Here is a 22,398-nt window from a genome sequence, read left to right on the forward strand (position 1 = left end):
AATACGCTTTCTAAAAATAATTCTCTAGGTTGGGAAAACTGTTTCTAAGACTGTAGCACTACAGGAACACGCACCACCATGAATGCCATTGTCATTACCGCACTAAGGCGACCACTGACCTTCGTGGTCTTGTCGATCCTTATCCTGATGTTCGGTATCATGTCTGTCTTTAAAACCCCGACAGATGTGTTCCCAAATATCAAGATTCCGGTCGTTGCCGTCGTTTGGACCTATGGGGGCATGCTCCCTGAAGAGTTTGCCGGCCGTATTATCTATAACTACGAGCTTATGGTGACCTCCACCGTCGAGGGCATCGAACATATGGAGTCCAACTCCTATTATGGTCGCGGGATCGTCACGATCTTCTTCCAACCAGGCTCTGAGATCGGGGAGGCTGAAGCCGAAGTCACCGCTATTTCCCAAACGGTGATCAAACAGCTCCCGGTCAATATCCCCGCCCCCATGATTATGCGCCTTGATGCATCGTCTGTTCCGGTGATTTCGCTTCAGATTACCTCTGATAAGCAAACACCGTCAGACCTGTACAAACTGGCTATGATTCGTGTGCGACCACTCCTTGTGACGGTCAGCGGCTCTGTGGTGCCCCACCCTTATGGTGGGATGGACAGCTTCGTCATGGTCACCCTCAATCAGCAGCAGCTTCGCGCCCATCATCTTTCAGCGATGGATGTGCAAAATGCTATGCACGACCAAAATATTGTGCTCCCAGCAGGGGATCAAAAGATCGATTCTGTGGACTGGATGGTGCAAACAAACGCTACACCGAAATCAATGAAAGCACTGGGTAATATTCCCGTTAAGCGCGTTGGTAATGCGGTCATTTACGTTCATGATGTTGCTGATGTGTATCGTGGCGGGCATCCACAAACCAACCTGGTGCTCGTGAAAGGCCACCAAGGGGTGGAAGTTGTCGTCATGAAAAGTGGTGATGCCTCCACACTGGATGTCGTCGCCGGGGTGAAACAAACCCTGCCACGCTTGCGCGCTGTCTTGCCTAGCGACGTCAAGGTGAGCATTCTTTCCGATGCCTCCACCTTCGTGAAAGACGCCATCCATGATGTGGTGCGTGAAATGAGCACAGCGGCCTTGCTGACCGGTGTTGTCGTGTTGCTCTTCCTTGGGTCGTGGCGCTCCACAGTTATTATCGCCACCGCTATCCCACTCTCTATTCTATGCTCTGTTATTGGGCTCGGCTGGGCGGGGCAGTCCATCAATGTCATGACCTTAGGGGGCCTCGCCCTCGCCGTTGGGATCTTGGTGGATGATGCGACAGTCATGATCGAAAATATCGACACCCATCTGGAGATGGGCAAAGACCTTGAAACCGCCATCATTGATGCGGCCAATCAGATCGTTGTTGCGACGTTTGTCTCGACCTCCTGCATTTGCATTGTGTGGCTTCCACTCTTTGAGCTTGATGGGGTTGCGGGCTTTTTGTTCCGCCCGATGGCAGAAGCCATTATCTTCGCCATGATCGCCTCCTTTATTTTGTCTCGGACACTCGTCCCAACGATGGCAAAATATCTCCTCTCTGCTCATAATACTGAAGAGCATGATCATGCGGCTGCCCATCCCAAACGCGGGATCATGGGCTTCTTTATCCGGTTCCAAAAAGGGTTCGAAGAAAAGTTTGAAGCCTTCCGCAATGGCTATAATGACTTTCTGAGCCGTTGCGTGGCCGCGCGTGGCCTGTTCGTTGGCGTCTTCTTAGGGCTCTCCGTGCTCTCTCTTGGGCTTTACTTCGCAGCTGGACGCGACTTTTTCCCAGAAGTGAAATCCGGTGCTCTGCAAATGCACATGCGCACACCTTTGGGCACACGTATTGAAGTCGCTGGGCGTATTGCCGCACTAACAACCGACCGCATCCGACACGATCTTCCTGGTCAGGTGGAAGAAGTGGTCAGTAATTGCGGTTTGCCTGAAGGGCCCCATAACCAAGCCTTCATCCCAACGCCTTCTATTGGTACGCAAGATTGCGACCTCACGATTGCGCTCAAAAATGAAGCCTCACCGGTCTGGGATTACCGCTCTATTTTACGCAAAGATCTTTCCGCACAATTCCCCGGCACGGTCTTTACCTTCCAGCCGGCCGACCTCACAGCGAAGATCTTAAACTTCGGCTCACCAGCCCCCATTGATATTCAAATCAACGGGCCTGACATTGGCGATAACTATGCCTATGCGCGTCGTATCGTTGGCCGTTTGCGTCATATCCCCGGTGCCGCTGATGTCGTTATTCAGCAAACCATGAAGACCCCGACCCTTATGATTAAGGGCAACCGAACCTTCAGTCAGGCAACAGGCCTAACCGAAGCAGACTTAGCCAATAACCAGCTCATGACCCTATCGGGCTCCAGCACGGTTGACCCACAATTCTGGCTAGACCCGGCCAATAACGTCACCTTCCCGCTCAATACCTATGTCTCTCAAGATCAGCTCACTCATCTTAATGATCTGCTGACCGTTCCAGTCGATAAAGGAGACGGGAACCCAACAGGGAAAGGTGATCAGCTCCTTGGAAGCATCAGCACGATTGTTCCTGCTGGAACACCAGGAGAGGTTTCTCACTTCAATTCCATGCCAGAGATTGACGTGTATGTGTCCACAGAAGGATCAGATCTCGGCTCTGTTCTCAAAAATGTTCAGCAAGTCATTAAGGATACGAAGCAGCTTCTCCCCAAGACCGCTGCAACCGAAATTCATGGGGCGGCCGTCACCATGTATAGCGCGTATTCACAGCTCATCTTAGGCCTGATGGTCTCTGTTTTTCTGATCTATTTGCTGATCGTGGTGAATTTCCAATCTTGGCTGGATCCCTTCATCATTATTACCGCCCTCCCAGGCGCGTTGGCAGGGATTGCATGGTCTCTCTTCCTCACAGGCACGCAGCTGTCTGTGCCTGCCCTCACAGGAGCCATCATGTGCATGGGTACAGCTACAGCAAACTCCATCTTGGTGGTCTCGTTTGCGAGTGAACGTCGGGAAATCCACGGCAATGCTCTCAAAGCCGCGATTGAAGCGGGGCATGGCCGTATCCGCCCCGTGCTCATGACGGCGCTTGCCATGGTCGTGGGGATGGTCCCAATGGCTATCTCCAACTCCACCAACGCTCCCCTCGGACGCGCGGTCATTGGTGGGCTGCTCATGGCAACTCTGTCTACTCTTCTCTTCGTCCCTTGCGTTTACGCCATCATCCATAACCGCTCTGCGCGTCATCAGGAGACTGTCTAATGGCTATCACGGCTCGCACACGTAACGTTCTTATCGGCGCGGGTGTCTGCGTCCTTGGCCTCTATGTTGGCAGCCTCGTGGTGGGAAAAATTCATCACGCCACCACGCTTCATACTGTAGCTGAAGAAAGCGCTGTCCCTGATGTCGCCATCATCATGCCGCATCATGCCAAGTCAAAGGTTGAGCTCACGCTTCCTGGCACGATCGACGCGTGGTATCGCGCCCCGATCTACCCGCAGGTCTCTGGTTATGTGAAGATGTGGTATAAAGATTACGGCGCCACCGTTCATAAAGGCGATGTTTTGGCGGAAATTAACGCCCCCGCTTTGGACGCCCAATATGCCCAAGCGAAGGCGGACTTAGACGCTGTCACCGCGAAATACCATCTCGCCGTTGTCACCGCGAACCGCTGGCGGGCAATGGGGCAATCACAGTCCGTTTCTGGCCAGTCTGTCTCCGTTGCTGAAGCCAATGAACAAGCTGCCGAAGCTAAAATGCAAGCTGCTCAACGAAATGTGGATCATTTTGAGGCACTAGAGAAATTTAAAACCATCGTCGCCCCTTTCGATGGGGTCGTGACATCCCGCTCTATCAGTGTTGGGGACTACGTCAATAACGGCGGTGGTGAGCTTAGTGCTACTGGCGCTGCGTCCGAACTCTTTACGGTGGCAGATACCCATAAGCTGCGCCTGTTTATCTCTGTTCCAGAAATCTTCTCTTACATCTTACAAGATGGGCTCCAAGCCGAGGTCAGTGTGCCGCAATATGCCGGGCAAACCTTCAAGGCCACCTATCTTACCACATCTCGTGGATATGACCTCAATACCCGGACAGCCGTTGCTGAGTTCACGATGGACAATGATCAGCAAAAACTCTGGCCGGGAACATTCGCCTCCGTGTCTTTGAAGGCTCATAATACAGCGGCCAATCAGCTTGACGTGCCAACAGGCACATTGGTTTTCCAAGAGAAAGGCATGCAGGTCGTTGTCGTAGATGACCACAACCATGCTCATTACCATAATGTTAAAATTGGTCGGATGGCTGATAGCTCTACAGAAATTGACGCTGGGTTGAACGCAACAGACCATATCATCAACAACCCGCCTGCCGATTTATTAGAAAATGATGTGGTTCATGTGGTCTCGCCAGCGCGTGGGTATAATGAAAGCGGCTGGCAAGAATCCGGTGACGAGGACTAATTCATGGCATTGACATCATTTTTTGGCCATCGCACGGCTCTTAAAGGCGTCTCTTTGCTGGCCATGATTGGGCTGGGGGCTTGCGACTTAGCCCCCGCCTATAAGCCCCCTCATTTCGTGGTGCCTGATAGCTGGCATGGGCAAGCACCTTTCGCGCCAGCCGCACCAGCAGACGCGACGCTACCAACCAATTGGTGGACTCTTTTCCACGACCCGCTCCTCGACAAACTTGAAGACCGCGCCATCGCTGAAAATGGCGACCTTCAGGCTGCAGGAGAACGCTTTCTCCAAGCGCGCTCTCTCGTTGCCCGTGCCCGCGCTGATCTTCTGCCTCATCTCAGTTTAGAAGCAGGTGGGTCGGACAATAAACAATCTGAAGACCGCCTCTTCCGTAATGGTGCCACCTTGGTGCAAACGCAGGAAGAATATGGAGGCCTAGCTACATGGGAGCCCGACCTCTGGTCGTCTATCCGCAACCGTGTAAGGATTAATCGCCAAGCCGCTCAAGATAGTGCCGCTCAATTCGCCATGGCTCGGCTAAGCCTACAAGCAGAATTAGCCTATGACTATATCCAGCTCCGCGGCTATGATGCGCAAATTGCGATCTATCAACAATCCATCGCCTATTATCAGCGCGCATTACGCATCACCCAAAACCAACTGCAAAATAAAGCAGCTCCTAGGCTCGATCTTGCGCGTGCTCAAGCACAGCTCTACAGCACGCAAGCAGCACTTTATGACATTCAAGCGGCACGCCAAGTCACGGAACATGCTCTCGCAGTTCTAACCAATTCAGCACCCTCAAGCTTCCAGATTGACCCTGTTCAGGCGCTCGACTTTAAGCAGCCCTCCATCCCAACCGGAATTCCATCCGGGTTGCTCCAACGACGTCCTGATATTGCAAGTTCCGAACGTCGTATGGCCGAGGCCAACCGCGCCATCGGGATTGCACGCGCCGCTTTCTACCCCCACTTCTCCCTCAATGCTGATGGTGGGTTTGAGGCAAACGGGTTTAAGCTGGCTAAACTTGCCAATTCACTTTGGACGTATGGCGCACGCATGAACTTACCTCTCTTTGATGGCGGCATCCGGCGGGCCGAGCTCCAACGCACATGGTCGTCTTACCGTGAAATGCGCGACAGCTACCGTGCGACTGTTCTCTCCGCCTTCCGAGAAGTGGAAGACGGCCTATCACGCACGAACCGTCTCAATGTCGAAAACCAAGCGCTTGAAAAAGCCGTTGAAGCTAACCTCGCCTCTCAGAACATGACCATGACCCTCTATCAGGGCGGTGTCGGAACCTATCTTGATGCCATCTTCAGTCAGGAAAATACGCTGCGTTCACGCATTACGCAGGTTGAGGTCGCAACACGCCTTTACCAAGCCGATATCGGTTTAGTTCGTAGCCTTGGTGGCGGATGGAACGTCACGGCCCTACCAACAATGGGAGAAACCAACTCCGTTGGTCCATTCCAATATGGAGGCCTCCACCACGCACGTAGTGTTGGAGATATACATAGCTCAGAACATCCTGAAAATTCTGAAAACCTCACCACTCCAGCACCAGATATTGACGGTCGTGGTACCAACGCTGCTCTACGTCCTCTACCAACTGGTGCATTTCACTAAAGCTCCCTTTCACACTCATGGCACATTCCTCTCTGTGTCATGAGTGCCTTTCTTCTCAAGACATGCTACAGCTCAATCCCACGGTCATATTTTGTCATTCCCACAGCGGCATTGGATGTAGCCATGGTCATACGCCCCGCCTTGCCTCACGATATTGAGGCGATTACAGCCATCTATAATGATGCCGTGCTCACAACGACCGCCATCTGGAATGACAAACCCGTTACAGTTAAAAACCGATCAGATTGGTTACATGCCCATCAGGAAGCCAACCTTCCTGTTCTGGTTGCCGTTGACCAAGACCAAACTGTCATGGGTTACGCCACTTTTGGGCCATGGCGCGATTTCGAAGGGTTTCGGCACACGGTAGAACATTCCGTTTATGTTGAAAAAACGAAACGTGGACACGGTATAGGCCGCAAACTTCTCGAGGCTCTCATTGATCAAGCGCGTTCGAGCCATAAGCATGTCATGGTTGCCGCGATTGAGTCGCGTAATACGGCCTCTATCCAGCTTCATAAAAAATTAGGGTTCATACAGACAGGCCATATGCCCGAGGTGGGCGAAAAATTTGGTCGCTGGCTTGATCTTACCTTCCTACAACTCACCCTGTAACAAGAGGCTTTATGCACCGCTTATTCCCCCGCCTCACGACGTCTGTAAAGCAGCATCCAGTTCTTTTATACGCCCTCCTTTTCTTTGCCGCCTTTGCCCTACGTGCTGCGTCCTTTGGAACGCCCTTTTTTTCTTCTGATGAAGAATTTTATCTTTTTGTTGGGGGGCGTATTCTCTCAGGAGACCTGCCGTTTGTTGATGTGTGGGACCGAAAACCGATCGGTATTTTTCTCCTTTATACCGTCTTTCATCTTTTTGGTGAGTGGCGCTTCTGGGCTTATCAAATTGGGGCAACACTCAGTGCCGCTTTAACGGCCATTTTTATTATGCGCTCCGCACGCATCATTGCCCCTCTTGGTGGCGCTTTCATCGCTGGCCTTCTTTATCTCGGCTGGATTAATGTTGCGCATGGCGGTGGAGGGCAAACACCCATCTTTTATAATGCTCTTATCGCCTATGCTCTCTATTTAATGATGAGCAATATCGATAGTTTTGACAAAAAAACCATAAATACTGTTGGTATTAAAGTAATGGCTCTTTTTGGAATTGCCATTCAGATAAAATATACGGTTGTTTTTGAAGGCATTTTTGCCGGCCTCTACCTTATCTATGCGTTATACCGCCATACAGGGCGTATATCTGACCTCGCTAAGTCTATTCCACTATGGGTTGGCACGGCTCTTCTGCCTACACTTATTGTTTTTCTCTTTTATGTTTCACTAGGGTACGGTCATCAATGGTGGTTTGCAAATGTTGAATCTATTTTCCTGAGAGAAAAAATAGAAGCACGGCCTAATGAAATATATATGGCTTCTATCTCAGCCTTCCTGATTACTCCACTTGTTTTGCATATTATTTTTGAAAGAAAACGGGATAAGAAAGAATATTTTATTCTTTTATGGTCTCTCTCATCATGGTTTGGTGTTTTTATTGTTGGAGACTACTTCAAACATTACGTTCTTCCCCTCTTTGTTCCATTTTTTATTGCCTTTGCACCATTATGGACATCACGTATCGGAAAGATCTATCTCTCTCTATCAACACTTATTGGCTTTATCACCGGCGAAAAAATCATTTATCATTCCAGCCATAAAGAAAGAGCTGAAGTGATGTATGATATCCATCATATTATCATACAGAATCCAGGATGTTCTTTTGAGTATAATGGCCCCTCTTCTCTGCAAGATGTACGCCCTTACTGTCACATAACGCCTTTTCTTTTCCCCGGCCACTTAAATGCTACACATGAAAGAAACGCGATTGGTGTTAATCAAACATTTGAATTAAAACGCGTCTTTTCTCAAAATCCACTTTATATCATAGATACTATTTCTCATAATTCTGACCCAGATATAACTGTACAAAACACAGAACTCTTTAAAGAAGAGATCTCCCAAAAATATACTCCTGTATATATAAGCAAGCCTTATAAAAAAGAGGATCAGATTATTCTTTATCGACTAAAAAAGCCGTAAATTTATTATACCCTTGATTTTATTACAGTCTTAAAATGAGTGTGCTGTTAAAAGCACACTCATTTTTTTATGTCTTATATCTCTCTTAAACAGTTTATCCCAAGCAAAATTTGTAGTTTAATTAATTTACTATATAATATAGTTTATATATGAAAGTTTGATTCACTATGCGTTCCCGCTTTCCTCTCATATGGCTCAGCTTATCAAGCATATCTCTCGCAATGGCATCATCTGCCTGTGCAGACACACCACATCATCACACCTATTCCTCTCATAAAAAACACCATCACTCTGCCATCCCAGCAGGTCATGAGACCCTCTCCGTCCGTGCACGCCCTGCCCGCCGTGGCACGCAAGAAGTCTTGTCTCATAAATTGATGGAACAACAAGTACCCGGAACCAACCCTCTCAAAACCCTCGCTCAACTTCCCGGGGTGCAATTTCAATCGGATGATCCTCAAGGGCTCGATACCTATTCAAACCAGCTTTACATGCATGGTTTTACACAAAACGATATCGGTATGACCCTTGATGGCATCCCACTTGGAGAACCTACATTCCGTAATTATAATGGCCTAAGTGCATTGCAAGCGATCTCATCTGAAAATGTAGGACAGCTTGATGTCACCCAAAGTGCTGGGGCTGAAAGTACACCGAGCACCAATAATCTCGGGGGCTCTATCAACTATATTTCAGCCAATCCGAAAGAAAAACCCGGCGGGACGATCTCCCAAACCTTTGGCAGCAACGCTCTATTTCATTCCTTCTTCCGTTTTGATTCGGGCCGCCTTAATGATACAGGGACGAAATTTTTCGTCTCTTATATGCGCAATCAAGGGGAGAAATGGAAAGGCGGTGGGGATCAATTTGTTCAACAGGTCAACACCAAGCTTGTTCAGCCCATTAATCAACACAGCCAAATTAGTGCATTCTTTGATTGGGATGCCCTACAAATGGTCAACTACCAAGACTACACCCCTAATTGGCTTAAAAATAACGGAACAAAACTCGATAATTTTTACGGCACACCAAACGCATGGCGCAATGCATATAACGCCTCACAAGGGATCTTCCCTGCCTCTTATAAAGGGATTAGCGACCCCAAAGACGTTTCATATTACGATAGCACCGCCTCTTCGAGCGACATCTTTGGAGGCATCACCGCTGACCTTGCTCTGACCAACAAACTCCGTTGGAAGACGACCTTTTACGGTCATGAAGAAACAGGCCACGGCACCTATGCAAACCCTTATGCATGCCGCGATGCTTCTGCCTCACCATGCCCTGCACAGGCTGATACCATACAGCTCAACGGAAGCCGTATTTTCGAGCAAGTACGCAAACCAGCCATTGAACGTTTTGGCGGGATAACCTCGCTCAATTATCGCATCGCCCATCATGCACTATCTGCAGGGCTATGGTATGAAAACAACCATTATACATCTTATGCCTACGCATATCAGCAACCCCTCCCAGGGGAAGGCGCACCGCTGAACCCTTTTGGCAGTTTTAAAGGCGTGCCAAGCCGTACGCTTTGGGGGCAAGAGTACAACACCAACAGCTTCACCGCTTTTGTAGGGGACACCTATCACCCACTCCCCTCTCTTGAAATCCACGCGGGGTTTAAGTCGCTCCTCAACACAACACGGGTCGGTCATGCAACGAACTGGGCACTACGCTTCCCCAGTTTGGCGAACGGAGAGAGCCTGACAACAGCCAAAGCCTTTCTGCCCCATATCAGCCTTGATTGGCATTTCCTCCACCATCATGAGCTTTTTGTTGATATTTCAGAGAATGTGCACGCCTATCCACAATCAGGCTATAACTCCAGCAATTCCCCCTTTGCTGTGTCACAAGCGGCCTATAACGCCACCCGCAATACCCTCAAGCCAGAAACCGCATGGACATTCGCAGGAGGCTATCGCTATACCTCCCCACAGTTACAGGGAAGTTTGTATCTCTACCGCACCAACTTTAATAATCGCCTCCAGCAAATCTTAGCCAATACAGGGGCCGGTGCGCTGCTCACCAACAACACCACAACAGTGCAAAATGTGGGCGGTGTGACGATGAATGGTGTGGATGCTTCCGTGACAGTCTCGCCAATTGAAGGGCTCTCACTCTTTAATAGCGTCAGCTATAGCCATTCCACCTATGATCAGAACATCCGCAGTGGTTCCACAACCTATACAACACGTGGACAGCAAGTGGTGGCTTATCCTCGCTTTATGTATAAAGCGCGCCTCGCTTATGAATGGCATAATTGGCAGGCTTTTGTGGATGCTCAATATTACGGCCGCCGCAGCTTTTCTTATACAGGAGACTTCAAACTCCCCTCTTATTGGATGAGCGATCTTGGGCTTTCTTACACGCTCCATGATGTTAGCTTAGGAGCCTTAAAAACAGTGTCTGTTCATCGCCTCGTCTTCTCGTTCAATATTTACAACCTCGCCAACGTCAAATACGCGTCCACCATGGGCCAAAATGGCTTCACGATGAATAATGCTGGCGGAGCGGCCCTGAACAATCAGTCGATCCTCTTGGGAAACCCACGGCAATTCTTTGGCTCTGTTCGGGCTGAATTCTAATCCCCCATAGAAAAAGGGCCTCCCCACTATCGTGGGAAGGCCCTGTCCTATCACCGAGTTCCACCACAGGAGATAGGATTAAGGAGCGACATCGCTAGAAACGACATTAATCAGCTTCTGATTAACAAACTCCTTAATACCCAAGCCAACAAGCTCACGCCCAAACCCGGAACGCGCGACCCCACCAAAAGGCAGATCTGCTGATGGCACGACAGGACGATTCACATACATCATCCCTGTACGAACCTTAGAGGCCACGCGCACGCCGCGCTGCTCGTCTCGTGTAAAGACAGAACCGCCTAGACCAAAGGGTGAGTCATTGGCGATACGGATCGCGTCGTCCTCGTCCTTTGCACGATAAAGCTGCGTAACAGGGCCGAAGAACTCCCAATGCCGGGCTTCTGAGTTTTCTAAATTCGTCAGCAGAACAGGCTGGAAGAAAGCACCTTCTTTAGGAACAGGAGCGCCGATAACCTCGACCTTAGCACCTTCTTCTTGAGCTTTACGCACCTGCTCAGCCAAGTCATCAGCTGCCCCTTGAGAGGAAAGCGGCGCCAATGTCGTTGCAGGATCCATCGGGTCTCCCGCTTTAAGAGCCGCAACGCCTTCTTTATACAGCTCGACAAAGCGATCATAGAGCGCATCGGCAACGATCATACGCTTGGCCGATACGCAGACTTGGCCTGCGTTCCAATGACGACCGAACACCGCCCATTGCACCGCTTTTTCAAGGTCAGCATCATCAAGCACGATAAAGGCATCGGCACCGCCAAGCTCCATCGTTGCTTTCTTGAGTGACTTACCAGCAATGCCAGCCACAATCGCGCCGGCCCCTTCAGACCCTGTCAGCGCCACACCGCATACGCGGGCATCGCTCAAGATCATCTCGGTATGAGGGCGCGCAGTGTAGAGATTTTGGAACAAGCCTTTAGGAGCGCCTGCTTCCAGCATCAGCTCTTCCATAATCGCAGCGCATTGCGGCAAATTGCTCGCATGCTTCAAAATAACCGCATTCCCAGCGGAAAGCTGAGGAGCGACAATGCGGACCACCTGATAAAAGGGGAAGTTCCACGGTTCAATCGCCAGCACAATGCCTTGTGGTTCATGCACCATCGTCGCCTTGCCATCTTCAGGCTTCGCGACCTCAAGAGGTTCATCCTTGAGCAAAGCCTCTGCATGTTTGGCGTAATATTCCAAAATTTCAGCAGATAGGATGACTTCCGCCTTCGCTTCAGCAAAAAGCTTGCCCATCTCCAGCGTGGCAAGACGTGCATATTTATCAATATCACGGCGCAAAATCGCACCGGCTTTGCTCATCAGCTCAGAGCGCTGTGCAAAGGACGTCTCACGCCAATTTTCGTAAGCGCTATGGCCTGCAGTCAAAGCAGCTTGTACGTCCTGATCTGTGGCTTCAGGAAATGTTTTGACGATATCATTGGTAAACGGGTTGGTTGTTGCGTAAGCCATAAGTGACCTCATGAGCCTTTCAAGAAAAAGGAGCTGTGGCAGATCCCGCCTCTGCCACAGACATAAGATATGTGATGATTAAGCAGCGGTTTCTAGGATCTGACGGCTGATTTCTAACGTGATGTCTTTATGCTCACCCAAAGCCGTCATGCCGTGCTGTTCAAGCTGCCCGACAATAGCTGTGATCCCCTCTTGCCCGATATCATAACCGGACAGGCGCGTTGGCATACCAAGGCTTTCAAAGAATGCTTCTGTCTGGGCGATCACCGCATCAATGCGCTCATCATCGGTGCCTTCTGTCAGGTGAAGAACCCGTGATGCATATTGCAGCAGCTTTTCACGCTTGCTGTCACGACGCACCTTCAGCAGAGCTGGGAAGACAACTGCGAGCGTGCGTGCATGGTCAATATGATATTTCGCCGTCAGCTCATGGCCGATCATGTGCGTCGTCCAATCTTCAGGCACACCCGCACCGACAAGGCCATTGAGCGCCTGTGTGGCCACCCACATCATATTAGCCCGCACATCATAATCTTCTGGTGCATCAACGATTTTACCGCCAATTTCCAAAATGCTGGACAGAAGTCCTTCAGCGTAACGATCCTGCACCATGCCTTGGGCTGGGTACGTCATATACTGTTCCATGACATGAACGAACGAATCCGCCACCCCATTGACCACCTGACGCATCGGCAAGCTGTAGGTACGTGTTGGATCCAAGATCGAAAAACGTGGGAAAACCTTGGGATTTCCAAAGAGAAGCTTGTCACCCGTTGATTGACGAGAGATCACGCTGAGGGAATTCATCTCAGAACCCGTGGCCGGCAAGGTCACAACGGTTCCCAAAGGCACAACCTCTTGTACAGCCTCGCCTTGGCTGGTCAAAATATCCCAAGGTTCCCCGTCATATTTCGCAGCGGCAGACACAAATTTTGTGCCATCCATGACAGAGCCACCACCAACAGCTAAGAGAAAGTCGATCCCCTCACTGCGCACGACTTCAACGGCTTTCATAAGCGTTTCGTAGGTCGGGTTCGCTTCGATCCCACCAAACTCCTTGAAGTTGCGTTGCCCCAGAGCCTGCCTGACTTCTGGCAAGGTTCCGCTTTTTTCAGCGCTCGCACCACCATAAAGCACCAAGACTTTAGCACTTGGAGAGAGTTGCTCATCAAGCTTCGCAATCATGCCTCGCCCGAAGAGAATCTTCGTCGGGTTGTAAAATTCAAAGTTCAGCATTCTTTCCCTCTTTATTCTTTAATAGACCGGTCGTCTTGAAGACTCTCTCACAAGAGCCCTCTCCCTGCGTCTTCATCTCGATTTCTATGAACGCTGCAACAAGCTCTGCGTCGCGCTCAAGGCCACGTCAAAAGGCTGCGACGTATGAGTCATCTTCATCATCAACGTCGCCCCAAGCCACATCTGGTACATCGTAGCCGCCAATACAAAGGCGGATGTCGCCTGTGTGATGGAACCATCTTTCTGCCCTTCAGAGATCACAGCTTCTAACCGCTTGATCACCTCTGACGTTCCGACTTCTAGAATCGCCCGCATCCGTTCAGAAAGGTCACACACCTCAGCAGCAAGCTTCACGATCAGGCATTTATTCCCAATCTGACCATTAACATGGGTCTCCTGCCACCATTGGCAATAGGTCAGCATCTTTGCATAGCCATTCCCCTCTTCTCGACGGAAAAGCGCTTCTGTGTGCTGTAGATACTCTTCAATATACATCTCCAGCAATGCTTCACCGAAATGCTCTTTCGACGAGAAATAATGATAGAAAGACCCTTTAGGAATCGCGGCCGCTTCTAGGATTTGCGACAATCCAACGGCCGAAAACCCGCGTGCCCCAATAAGGGGACGTGCTGATCGTAAGATCGCTTGCTTTACCTGAAGATGTCTTTCTGTCTGGCTCATGGGGGCTGTCTAACCTGTTCTAGACCGATTGTCTAGTAAAAATTAGACCGGTCGTCTCAAAAAAGAAAAAGCGGCCTTTCCGTGCATTAATCCACGCAATTCGTTAGCGTGCCCGCTTTCATACCGTGTTAAATGGATCATTATGAACCTCTCTTTTTCAACGCCTCTTGCTCTCCTCTCCCTTGGGGCGGCCGCATGGTTAGGGCCTCTACCGTCTCGTGCTTTAGCCGATTCTCCTGCGCCTGATTGTCTGCCCCTGCAAACACTCACGCCCCCTAACCCCAATACGGCCAACTCACAGGCCCCATTTTTTATTGATACAACCGGGCTCAATGTTGCCACGCCCATGATGCCCCAACGTGACCCCCATAATCCGCTCTATCCCAAAGCGACCGACCTTCCCGATGAGCAACTTCCCCCGGCAAATCGCATCGGCAATTTTATTTTAGGCCCCACCCATACGCCACCGCGCATTTGGGATACGGCCCAAACCACACCCCATGGGCGCATTGTTTCCTTCACGCTTTCCTCACAGGAAAGTCACGGCTATAGCCCCGGCATCACCCGCACAGACCCATTTGCATGCCCACAAGGAAGCGGAAGTGAGCCTTACAGCCAACCGGGCGACCCGTCTCACCTCATCCTCCCCCATACAGGTTCGACAGACTGGACACGTCCCGTCGATTTATACATCCCCCAAAATCTTCCTCGTGGAAAACCGGTTCCGTTCCTGATCTTTGGTGATGGCGGGGAAAATGGGATCTATCCAGGACGCGATCTTTTCGCTCTGGTTGATGTGCTCATCAGCCAACATCGCCTCCCTCCCATGGTCATTATTGGCGTTGGCTCCGGCGGAGGCGATGCACAAGGCAGTGAGCGTGGACGCGAATATGATACCTTCTCAGGCGCTTATGCCGATTGGGTTGAGCATGAGGTGCTTCCACGCGTCGAAAAGCACGGCCATATCACACTCAGCCATAACCCCGATGACCGAGCCACCATGGGCTTTAGCTCTAGCGGGGCCGCCGCTTTTGCAATGGCTTGGTTCCGCCCCAACCTCTACCATCGCGTGCTTGCCTACTCTCCCACCTTGGTCAATCAACAATGGCCTCATGACCCAGCCCTTCCCGGTGGCGCATGGCAGCTTCACTCCCCTTGGGCTGGCGCTCCTCACGCACAGCCACCGCAAAGCGGTGCGGCTTTAGCCCCTAATACCGACCGGAAACCGCTGCGCGTATGGTATGAAATGGGCGATCAAGACCTCTTCTACCCCGTCCGTGCCCTTCCCGATGGGATGCATGATTGGGTACTCGCTGGGGAAAATATGGCCCGCGTTTTTCAAAATAAACATTATGATTATCAGTTCGTTCTCTCACGCAACGCCAACCATGTAGATGGCCCCACAATCGAACAAACCTTACCAGAAGCACTGGAATGGCTTTGGGCGCCTAGCCACGGCAACACGCACTAACATTACCGTCCATAAAAAAGGGGCTCTCAAAAGAGCCCCTTTTCCCACTCATTGCAGCGCAATACGTCAGAGCGGTAAGCTCTCCAGCACGCCTTTTTCACGAATGGCCTGACGGAAGGCAACAATATCGTCTTCCACTTTGGACGTCAGCAGGTCACGCCAGCTATCAAAACCCGGCAATGCTAACGAAGCCCGATAGTCATCAGACCGTGCAATGTTCCGTTGCTCGTCCGTTAAAACAGGCTCTGGCAGATCAAAAGACTGACCATCTTCCTGACGACCCCGCATAAGTTCCAGCTGTAGAGCGAGGAAATAGGCAACACGCGTATGGTCATGGTCGCGGCTCAGCACGCTCCGCACCGTTTCCGTCCAGAACACTTGTGCTTTAGAGGTCGAATCTGCAGCAATACGCGCTACTTGATCGGCTAAAGCTGGGTTAGCAAAACGGTTAAGAATCGTCTGCTTATACTCACGCAGATCAACCCCTTCAGGAGCATGTAAGGTCGGGATCACGTCACGATCAAGCACCTCATCCACAAACTGACGCACCTTCGGCTCAGCCAGTACCTGATCCACCAACGGCACGTTCTGCAACATTCCCGCAGCGCTGATAATCAGATGAGACGCGTTGAGCATACGGATCTTCGCATGTTCATAATCCGCCACCGCATCAGAAAATTGCACGCCTACTTTTTCCAAAGCGGGACGACCCGCTGCGAATTTATCTTCCACCACCCATTGCGTGAAATCTTCCGCTAATAACGGCTTCAGATCATCAAGACCACTTTGCTTATTCAGCTTCGCCGCTGTTTCAGCAGAGACACTTGGCGTAATGCGATCAACCATCGCATTAGGAAACGTGACGTTCGCCTCAATCCACTCAGCCAGCTCTCCATCAACAGCGCGCGCATAACCCAAGAATGCCTTACGCGACACTTCACCATTTTGACGCAAATTATCGCATGACAGAATCGTCAACCCACCATGCCCCGCATCACGACGACGGCGCAGCCCTTCAACGATAAAACCAAACACCGTTTTCGGATGGGTAGGATCTGCTAAGTCCTCCTGCACAGGCGGGAAAGACAAGCGGAACTGACCTGTTGTCTCGTCAATATTATACCCACCCTCTGTAATGGTCAGAGAAGCGATCTTCGTGCTCGGTGCCGCCAGAAGATCCAACACCGTTTCCGGCTCACGAGGGGCCAAGAGATAGTCGCGCAACGCCCCCATAACACGGGTATGACGTGTGCCATCTGTTGCTGTTTCTGTCAGAGAATACAGCCCATGCTGTGCCGCGAAATCTTTCTCTTTCTTCTCAGACCGCTCTCCAGCACGCAGCCCAACACCAATAATTCCCCAGTGTTGGGAATCTGGAAGCGCTAGGGCACGATCAATATAATACGCTAAATGAGCGCGAAAAAAATTCCCAACACCGAAATGGATGATCCCCGGCGTAACGGCATCAAGCGCATAGGATGGCCCTGCAACATCAGCAGGAAGAGACGTAAGAGTGTCGTAAGTCAGCACAGCATCACCTCATAACAGTCAGACAGGCGAGATATAGGGAATAGCCAACATAACCCGGTGCTCTCCCCCTGTTTAAGAGAGCACCGGAAAACAGCACTTACATTAATGCGCTGTCTGTTGAGCGGCAATAATCTTCTTGAGCAATGGCACAAGCTCATCAAGATGTTGAATACGGAACAAACCAGGCCATGACGGCGCAGGCTTATCAAGATCACGCAACAGCACACAGGCCATGCCTGCACGTCGTGCAGCCTCCACCCCTGCATCAGAATCTTCAATCACAATGCAGTTCTCTGGTGGAATACCCTCTTGCTTGGCCCCATACAGATAAATATCTGGGCGTGGCTTCGGCATGCTCAGGTCACGGCCTGAATGAATACGCTCTACGGGTAAGAGCTTATCAAGCCCTGTGCAGGAGAATTTCGCTTCCATCTCCGCCATAGAGGAGTTCGACCCCACACGGACTGGCAGCTTAAGCTCCTCTTTCACCGCACGCACCATACGCTCAGCCCCATCAATAGCAGGCGCTTTAGCACGCATCATATCGACGATGCGCTTCTGCATGATCATATCCCAGTCAGCAGGCAGCTTGTCGCCCGTTTTCTCGGCGATCATCTCACCGATTTTTGCGAGTTCACCACCACCGAAAAGCTTATTGCCTTCTTCATCGGAGATATCCCACCCATGACTACGGGCATCTTCGGACATAAGAGCGGTTGAAAAATGCTCACCACCGACCAAAACGCCATCGCAGTCAAAAAGCACCATACGAAGTTCGCCCTTAGGCTGAACAGCAAGCGGCGCATCTGCAGGGATTGGGAAGTTAACGTGTTCACTCATAGTACGCTCTCCTTCTTACCTTTATATGAGGCAGCTAGATGTGTTTTTTACGTCTTTTGGGAAGCCTATCAAGAAGACATAAAGAGCGTCGTTCTTGAAATCTTCACAACGTTTCCTATACCTTGGGGCTCATTGAGAACCCCGCAAGATACAGGCGGAGTACGGCAAAAAATGGATCGGGGGCTTTATCGACCAACCGATAAAAAGCTCTCCATTCATTGATGGAGCAAATGACGATGATGTTCTACGTCTGGATGGTGATCAAGCTTGTAACAGGCTTTGCCTTCATTATCACCTACCTCAATGTCTCAGGACGCAGCCAATTCTCCCAAATGAACGCCATTGATCTTGTGGGCAACTTCATCTTGGGCGGGCTCGTCGGCGGCGTCATCTACACCACGGCAATCCCATTTTATAAATATGTGCTCGCACTCCTCATCGGTATTTCCATTCTCCTTACGCTAAACGTCTTCTGCCGAAAATTCAATCTCTTCCGCAATGTGACCATCGGCCGCCAGATTCCGATCATCAAAAATGGCCGTTTTATTATGAAAAATATCCTTAATAAAAATAATAAAATTGACATGATTAATATTTCTTCACAAATCAACCTTCAGGGCATTTATTCATTTGACGAAATCCAGTTTGCACAGATCGAGCCCAACGGTTCGGTGACCGCTATTTGCGATAAAAATAAGTTGCCATCGGTTATCGTTTGCTATCAAGGCACCATCCGTGAGGACGACCTTGAAGACACCAACCATAGCCGAGACGACCTCATCAACGATATGAAAGCCCACGGGATCGAAGACGTTGATGACGTCTTTTTAGGCGAATTCCACCAAGGTCATTTTAAATATGTCTGCAAAGATGGCACCATTCGCCCAACACGTGCAGCCCTCAATAAACGTTAGGTCTTAGCAAGGCAGTTTTTCTTCATCTGCCGCGCCAGCCATTCCACAAACACCGAGACACGCATTGGCCGTCGCGTATTCGGTGGTGTTAAAATATGCAACGCAGTTGACGCCGCTTGCCATTGAGGAAGAATGATTTCAAGGCGCTTCTGCTCTAGGGCGTGGTGGATCATAAAAGAGGGCATCACGCCCACACCGCCACCACTCTCCAACAGCGGCAAAAATGCCTCTGCATTATTGCTCACAAGACGCACATGACGCGGCGTAATGGTCACCGTCTCCTCTTCTCCACGATAGAGAGTAAGACGAGACGGCCGCACATTCCCGGCCCCATACAGCACACTCATATGGGCTTCTATATCCCGCGGCGTGTGTACGTTCTCCCCATACTGCGCAATCCAATCTGGGCTCGCCACGAGACAGCATGGAATGGTGGCAATGCGCCGCGCCCTCAAGGACGAATCCGCCATAGCCGAAACACGCAGCGCTACATCATACCCATCGGCGACCACATCCACGGCGCGATCACTGAAGTCTATATCGAGCGTTATCTCAGGATATTGCTCCATAAAAAGCGGCAAAAATGGTGCCACATGCTGGATGCCAAAGGTCACAGGCATCGTGATGCGAATGCGCCCATGCGGCGGGCCTGCCGTTTCCTGCAATGCCGCTTCCGCTGCGCGCCCTTCACTGAGCACGCGCCGTGCATGTTCAAGCACGGCCTCCCCGGCCGCTGTGAGGGAAAGCTGACGTGAGGTGCGTTGAAAAAGCGCAATATTAAGCGTCTCCTCCAACCGTGCCACAGCGCGCGACACCGTAGGGCGAGACACAGAGAGATGCTCTGCAGCACGCGTAAAAGAGCGGTCTTCAGCTACCTGCGCCATAATAGCCCAGGCCTCAAAATCAGGCAGTAACGTCACAGTACATTCCTGAAAAACTAAGGTTCACTTCTGGATATGGCACAGTAGCGCTTCTGGCACTACGTCTTCTTCACGTTCTTTTCCCATAATGTGAGGGAGACACCCCATGATTGAGATCCGCCCGTTTACGTCGTTAGGCCACGCTAACCATGGTTGGCTTAATGCCCACCATCATTTCTCTTTTGCCAATTATTACGATCCTGCGCGCATGCATTGGGGGCGGCTCCGTGTTTGGAATGACGACCTCATCGCTCCCCAAACGGGCTTTCCTACCCATCCTCATGCCGACATGGAAATTGTCACCTACGTGCGCAAAGGGGCGATTACCCATCGCGATACGGTCGGCAATGAAGGCCGCACGGAGGCCGGAGATGTACAAGTCATGTCTGCCGGCACAGGCATTGCCCATAGCGAATATAACCTTGAGGACGAAGACACGCTCATCTTTCAGATTTGGATGATCCCCGACCAGCAAGGTCATAAGCCTTCTTGGGGCCAACGCCCCTTCCCCAAAAAGAGCCGAGAAGGACAGTTTGTCGCTCTCGCTTCTGGTTTTCCGGAGGATAAAGACACTGCTTTACCCATCCATACTCCCGGGCGCGTTTTAGGCAGCACCCTTCGTGCTGGGCAAAGCCTAACCTATGCCCTTAACCCCCAACACAAGGCCTATCTTGTACCCTCCACAGGCACCATTGACGTCAACGGCCACCGCGCCAACACACGCGACGGTGTGGCGATTGAAAATGAAGAAACACTGACCATCACAGCTCACGATGATGCTGAACTTGTCATGGTCGAAACAGCCAGCTGACCATCTCCAAATAGGAGGAGTGTTAAGCCTTAGAGTAGCGTAGCAACGGCTTTGCTACGAACAGACAGCCAGAAGAAGGGATCACCGCCCTTCTCTGGCCCCAACTCACACCAAACGAGAGTCCCGTTAGGTCTTGCAAAGCGAAGCAGACCCCCTGCCTTTCACGAGCATGATGCCGTCCGTTCTTTTCTGACCAGAACTCGTCTTTTTAAAAACCGCTTGTTGAGGGCATCCGTCCCAAAGGAACAACCTCCCCATCTGCTTGGGAATCTGTGAGCAAGGCCCAAGCTGTGGAGAGCTATCGCAATCGTAACCAAATGCGGAAAGACTGCACCATTGTGCCTTTCTGCGATCCCTATCGCCGCTACAACAGATTGCTTCAAAACCTCAGCTAATGAGAAGGCTTCTTTGTCCTCTGGGTCATGCTCAGAGAAAGAGCATAAGCTGCAACAATGAAGGCTCAGTGAGCTAGAAAGCCGCTCCATCGCGGCTCATACCCCAGCAAAAAGAGCCCCTGTCATTTCACGCAGTAAACCTCTTAGAGCCAGCTCCAAAAACGCTCCCAGAATCCACCTTTTAAATCGTCTTTACAGCGATCAAACTGACGCTGATACAACTGAGCCCGTGCTCCAACTTTGTCAGCCACATTAATAAGCCACGCCTTGGACGCATAGGTACGACGACGATAGCCGCCCCATCCATCATGATAGGCGAGATATTGGCGGTTTGCATCGGTAACGGGAATATGATCAATCTGCCGTGTGTTGGTAATGTACCAATTCATGAAATTGAGCGCATCAGCAAAATTATCGCGGCTTCCGCTCACACCAGCGCGACGCTCATAGTCATGCCACACATCCGTCTTGGCCTGTGCATAGCCATAGGCTGTCGTGATATACCCCCACGGGATGACCCAGAAAATATGCGTCCGTCGTGTATGGACATTGCTCCGAAAGCTGGATTCCTGGTGCATGATCGCCATCGGCACAGAAGAAGGGATATTCCACTTGGCTTCCTGCCGCATGGCCGCGTGATACCAGCCTCGTTTTTCGTGATAAATAGCGCAGAGATCGTTAGGATGGGTTGGCGGCGCTGTAGCACAAGCCGCCAACGCCGCCATCAAGGCAAGGCTAACCACCAGCCTTGCCTGACGCATGACTACAGGCATCGTTAACAATGCCTCACATCAGAACGGAATTTCGTCATCAAGGCTGTTATCAGCCGGGGCATCCCAACCACCGCCACCACCAGATGAACGCTGCGGTGCCCCAGAAGAACCCCCAGTATTATTGCGGGCAGGGGCCTGCTGATCGCTATATCCGCCTTGTGACGGGCCACCGCCAAAGCTGTCGCCACCGCTGCGTTGGCTATCAAGTAACACCAGATCCCCACGGAAACGGCTAATCACGACCTCTGTCGTGTAACGCTCCATCCCCTGCTGATCGGTCCATTTACGTGTTTGAAGTTCACCTTCAAGATAGACTTTGCGGCCTTTGCGGAGAAAGCGTTCTGCCACATCAGCCGTACGCTCGTTGAAAATAACGACACGATGCCATTCAGTGCGCTCACGACGTTCACCTGTGGTGCGATCTGTCCATGTATCGCTGGTGGCCACGGTCAGATTGACAAGTTTTGCCCCTGACTGTGTGTTGCGCACCTCTGGATCACGGCCCAAATTCCCCACCAAAATGACCTTATTAACGCTTCCTGCCATCCGCTTTGCTTCCATTTTTCAAAAAGATTGCATTATCGGGGTGATCCTAGCGCTCT

General features: G+C 50.9%; 17 protein-coding genes. 9 read left to right on the top strand and 8 right to left on the bottom strand.

Annotation, left to right across the window (positions count from 1 at the left end):
* The first annotated feature begins 78 nt into the window (after window positions 1-78).
* The 6 genes from F457_RS0103530 (at window position 79) to F457_RS0103555 (ending at window position 10,758) form a co-directional block, all read left to right on the top strand.
* A complete protein-coding gene (locus F457_RS0103530) occupies window positions 79-3,252 on the top strand; it encodes an efflux RND transporter permease subunit (protein ID WP_018979755.1) in 3,174 nt (1,057 codons plus the stop codon).
* A complete protein-coding gene (locus tag F457_RS0103535) occupies window positions 3,252-4,451 on the top strand; it encodes an efflux RND transporter periplasmic adaptor subunit (RefSeq protein ID WP_018979756.1) in 1,200 nt (399 codons plus the stop codon). Before F457_RS0103530 ends, F457_RS0103535 begins: the two co-directional genes overlap by 1 nt.
* Window positions 4,452-4,454: 3 nt before the next feature.
* Window positions 4,455-6,080, top strand: a complete 1,626-nt coding sequence (locus F457_RS0103540) for an efflux transporter outer membrane subunit (RefSeq protein WP_018979757.1) — start codon at window positions 4,455-4,457, stop codon at window positions 6,078-6,080.
* A 123-nt stretch (window positions 6,081-6,203) separates the two neighbouring features.
* Window positions 6,204-6,695 (top strand): GNAT family N-acetyltransferase, encoded by a 492-nt coding sequence (locus F457_RS0103545; RefSeq protein ID WP_026294152.1) that lies wholly within the window; start codon window positions 6,204-6,206, stop codon window positions 6,693-6,695.
* Window positions 6,696-6,706: 11 nt separating this feature from the next.
* On the top strand, window positions 6,707-8,170 hold the full coding sequence (locus F457_RS0103550) for an ArnT family glycosyltransferase (RefSeq protein ID WP_018979759.1): 1,464 nt from the start codon (window positions 6,707-6,709) through the stop codon (window positions 8,168-8,170).
* A gap of 221 nt (window positions 8,171-8,391) precedes the next feature.
* Complete coding sequence (locus F457_RS0103555; protein ID WP_245539103.1) at window positions 8,392-10,758, top strand: TonB-dependent receptor; 2,367 nt, start codon at window positions 8,392-8,394, stop codon at window positions 10,756-10,758.
* A gap of 78 nt (window positions 10,759-10,836) precedes the next feature.
* Here F457_RS0103555 and F457_RS0103560 read toward each other — a convergent pair whose 3' ends face one another.
* The 3 genes from F457_RS0103560 to F457_RS0103570 form a co-directional block, all read right to left on the bottom strand.
* Entirely contained in the window at window positions 10,837-12,225 is a 1,389-nt protein-coding gene (locus F457_RS0103560) for an NAD-dependent succinate-semialdehyde dehydrogenase (RefSeq protein WP_018979761.1), read from the bottom strand.
* 78 nt (window positions 12,226-12,303) lie between these two features.
* Entirely contained in the window at window positions 12,304-13,461 is a 1,158-nt protein-coding gene (locus F457_RS0103565; RefSeq protein WP_018979762.1) for an iron-containing alcohol dehydrogenase, read from the bottom strand.
* Between the two features lie 84 nt (window positions 13,462-13,545).
* A complete protein-coding gene (locus F457_RS0103570) occupies window positions 13,546-14,142 on the bottom strand; it encodes a TetR/AcrR family transcriptional regulator (protein ID WP_018979763.1) in 597 nt (198 codons plus the stop codon).
* Window positions 14,143-14,284: 142 nt separating this feature from the next.
* Between F457_RS0103570 and F457_RS0103575 the strand changes: the two genes are divergently transcribed.
* Window positions 14,285-15,613, top strand: coding sequence for an alpha/beta hydrolase (locus tag F457_RS0103575; RefSeq protein ID WP_018979764.1), 1,329 nt, complete (start codon window positions 14,285-14,287; stop codon window positions 15,611-15,613).
* A 66-nt stretch (window positions 15,614-15,679) separates the two neighbouring features.
* On the opposite strand, the gene F457_RS0103580 is transcribed toward F457_RS0103575, so the two are convergent.
* Both F457_RS0103580 and F457_RS0103585 read right to left on the bottom strand, forming a co-directional pair.
* Window positions 15,680-17,143 (bottom strand): mannitol dehydrogenase family protein, encoded by a 1,464-nt coding sequence (locus F457_RS0103580; RefSeq protein WP_018979765.1) that lies wholly within the window; start codon window positions 17,141-17,143, stop codon window positions 15,680-15,682.
* 102 nt (window positions 17,144-17,245) lie between these two features.
* Window positions 17,246-17,983: an HAD family hydrolase gene (locus F457_RS0103585; RefSeq protein ID WP_018979766.1), complete on the bottom strand. Its 738-nt coding sequence runs from the start codon at window positions 17,981-17,983 to the stop codon at window positions 17,246-17,248.
* Window positions 17,984-18,219: 236 nt separating this feature from the next.
* Here F457_RS0103585 and F457_RS0103590 point away from each other — a divergent pair, with 236 nt between their 5' ends.
* On the top strand, window positions 18,220-18,897 hold the full coding sequence (locus F457_RS0103590; RefSeq protein ID WP_026294154.1) for a DUF421 domain-containing protein: 678 nt from the start codon (window positions 18,220-18,222) through the stop codon (window positions 18,895-18,897).
* On the opposite strand, the gene F457_RS0103595 is transcribed toward F457_RS0103590, so the two are convergent.
* Entirely contained in the window at window positions 18,894-19,817 is a 924-nt protein-coding gene (locus F457_RS0103595) for a LysR family transcriptional regulator (RefSeq protein ID WP_018979768.1), read from the bottom strand. The two genes, F457_RS0103590 and F457_RS0103595, sit on opposite strands and share 4 nt — an antisense overlap.
* A 106-nt stretch (window positions 19,818-19,923) precedes the next feature.
* Between F457_RS0103595 and F457_RS0103600 the strand changes: the two genes are divergently transcribed.
* Entirely contained in the window at window positions 19,924-20,628 is a 705-nt protein-coding gene (locus tag F457_RS0103600) for a pirin family protein (RefSeq protein ID WP_018979769.1), read from the top strand.
* Between the two features lie 538 nt (window positions 20,629-21,166).
* On the opposite strand, the gene F457_RS0103605 is transcribed toward F457_RS0103600, so the two are convergent.
* Window positions 21,167-21,796 carry a transglycosylase SLT domain-containing protein gene (locus F457_RS0103605; protein WP_018979770.1) on the bottom strand — a complete coding sequence of 210 codons (630 nt, stop codon included), beginning with the start codon at window positions 21,794-21,796 and terminating at the stop codon, window positions 21,167-21,169.
* Between the two features lie 18 nt (window positions 21,797-21,814).
* Window positions 21,815-22,342: a single-stranded DNA-binding protein gene (gene ssb / locus F457_RS0103610; RefSeq protein WP_026294156.1), complete on the bottom strand. Its 528-nt coding sequence runs from the start codon at window positions 22,340-22,342 to the stop codon at window positions 21,815-21,817.
* Window positions 22,343-22,398 lie beyond the last annotated feature (56 nt).

Source organism: Saccharibacter floricola DSM 15669, from assembly GCF_000378165.1.
Lineage (GTDB): Bacteria > Pseudomonadota > Alphaproteobacteria > Acetobacterales > Acetobacteraceae > Saccharibacter > Saccharibacter floricola.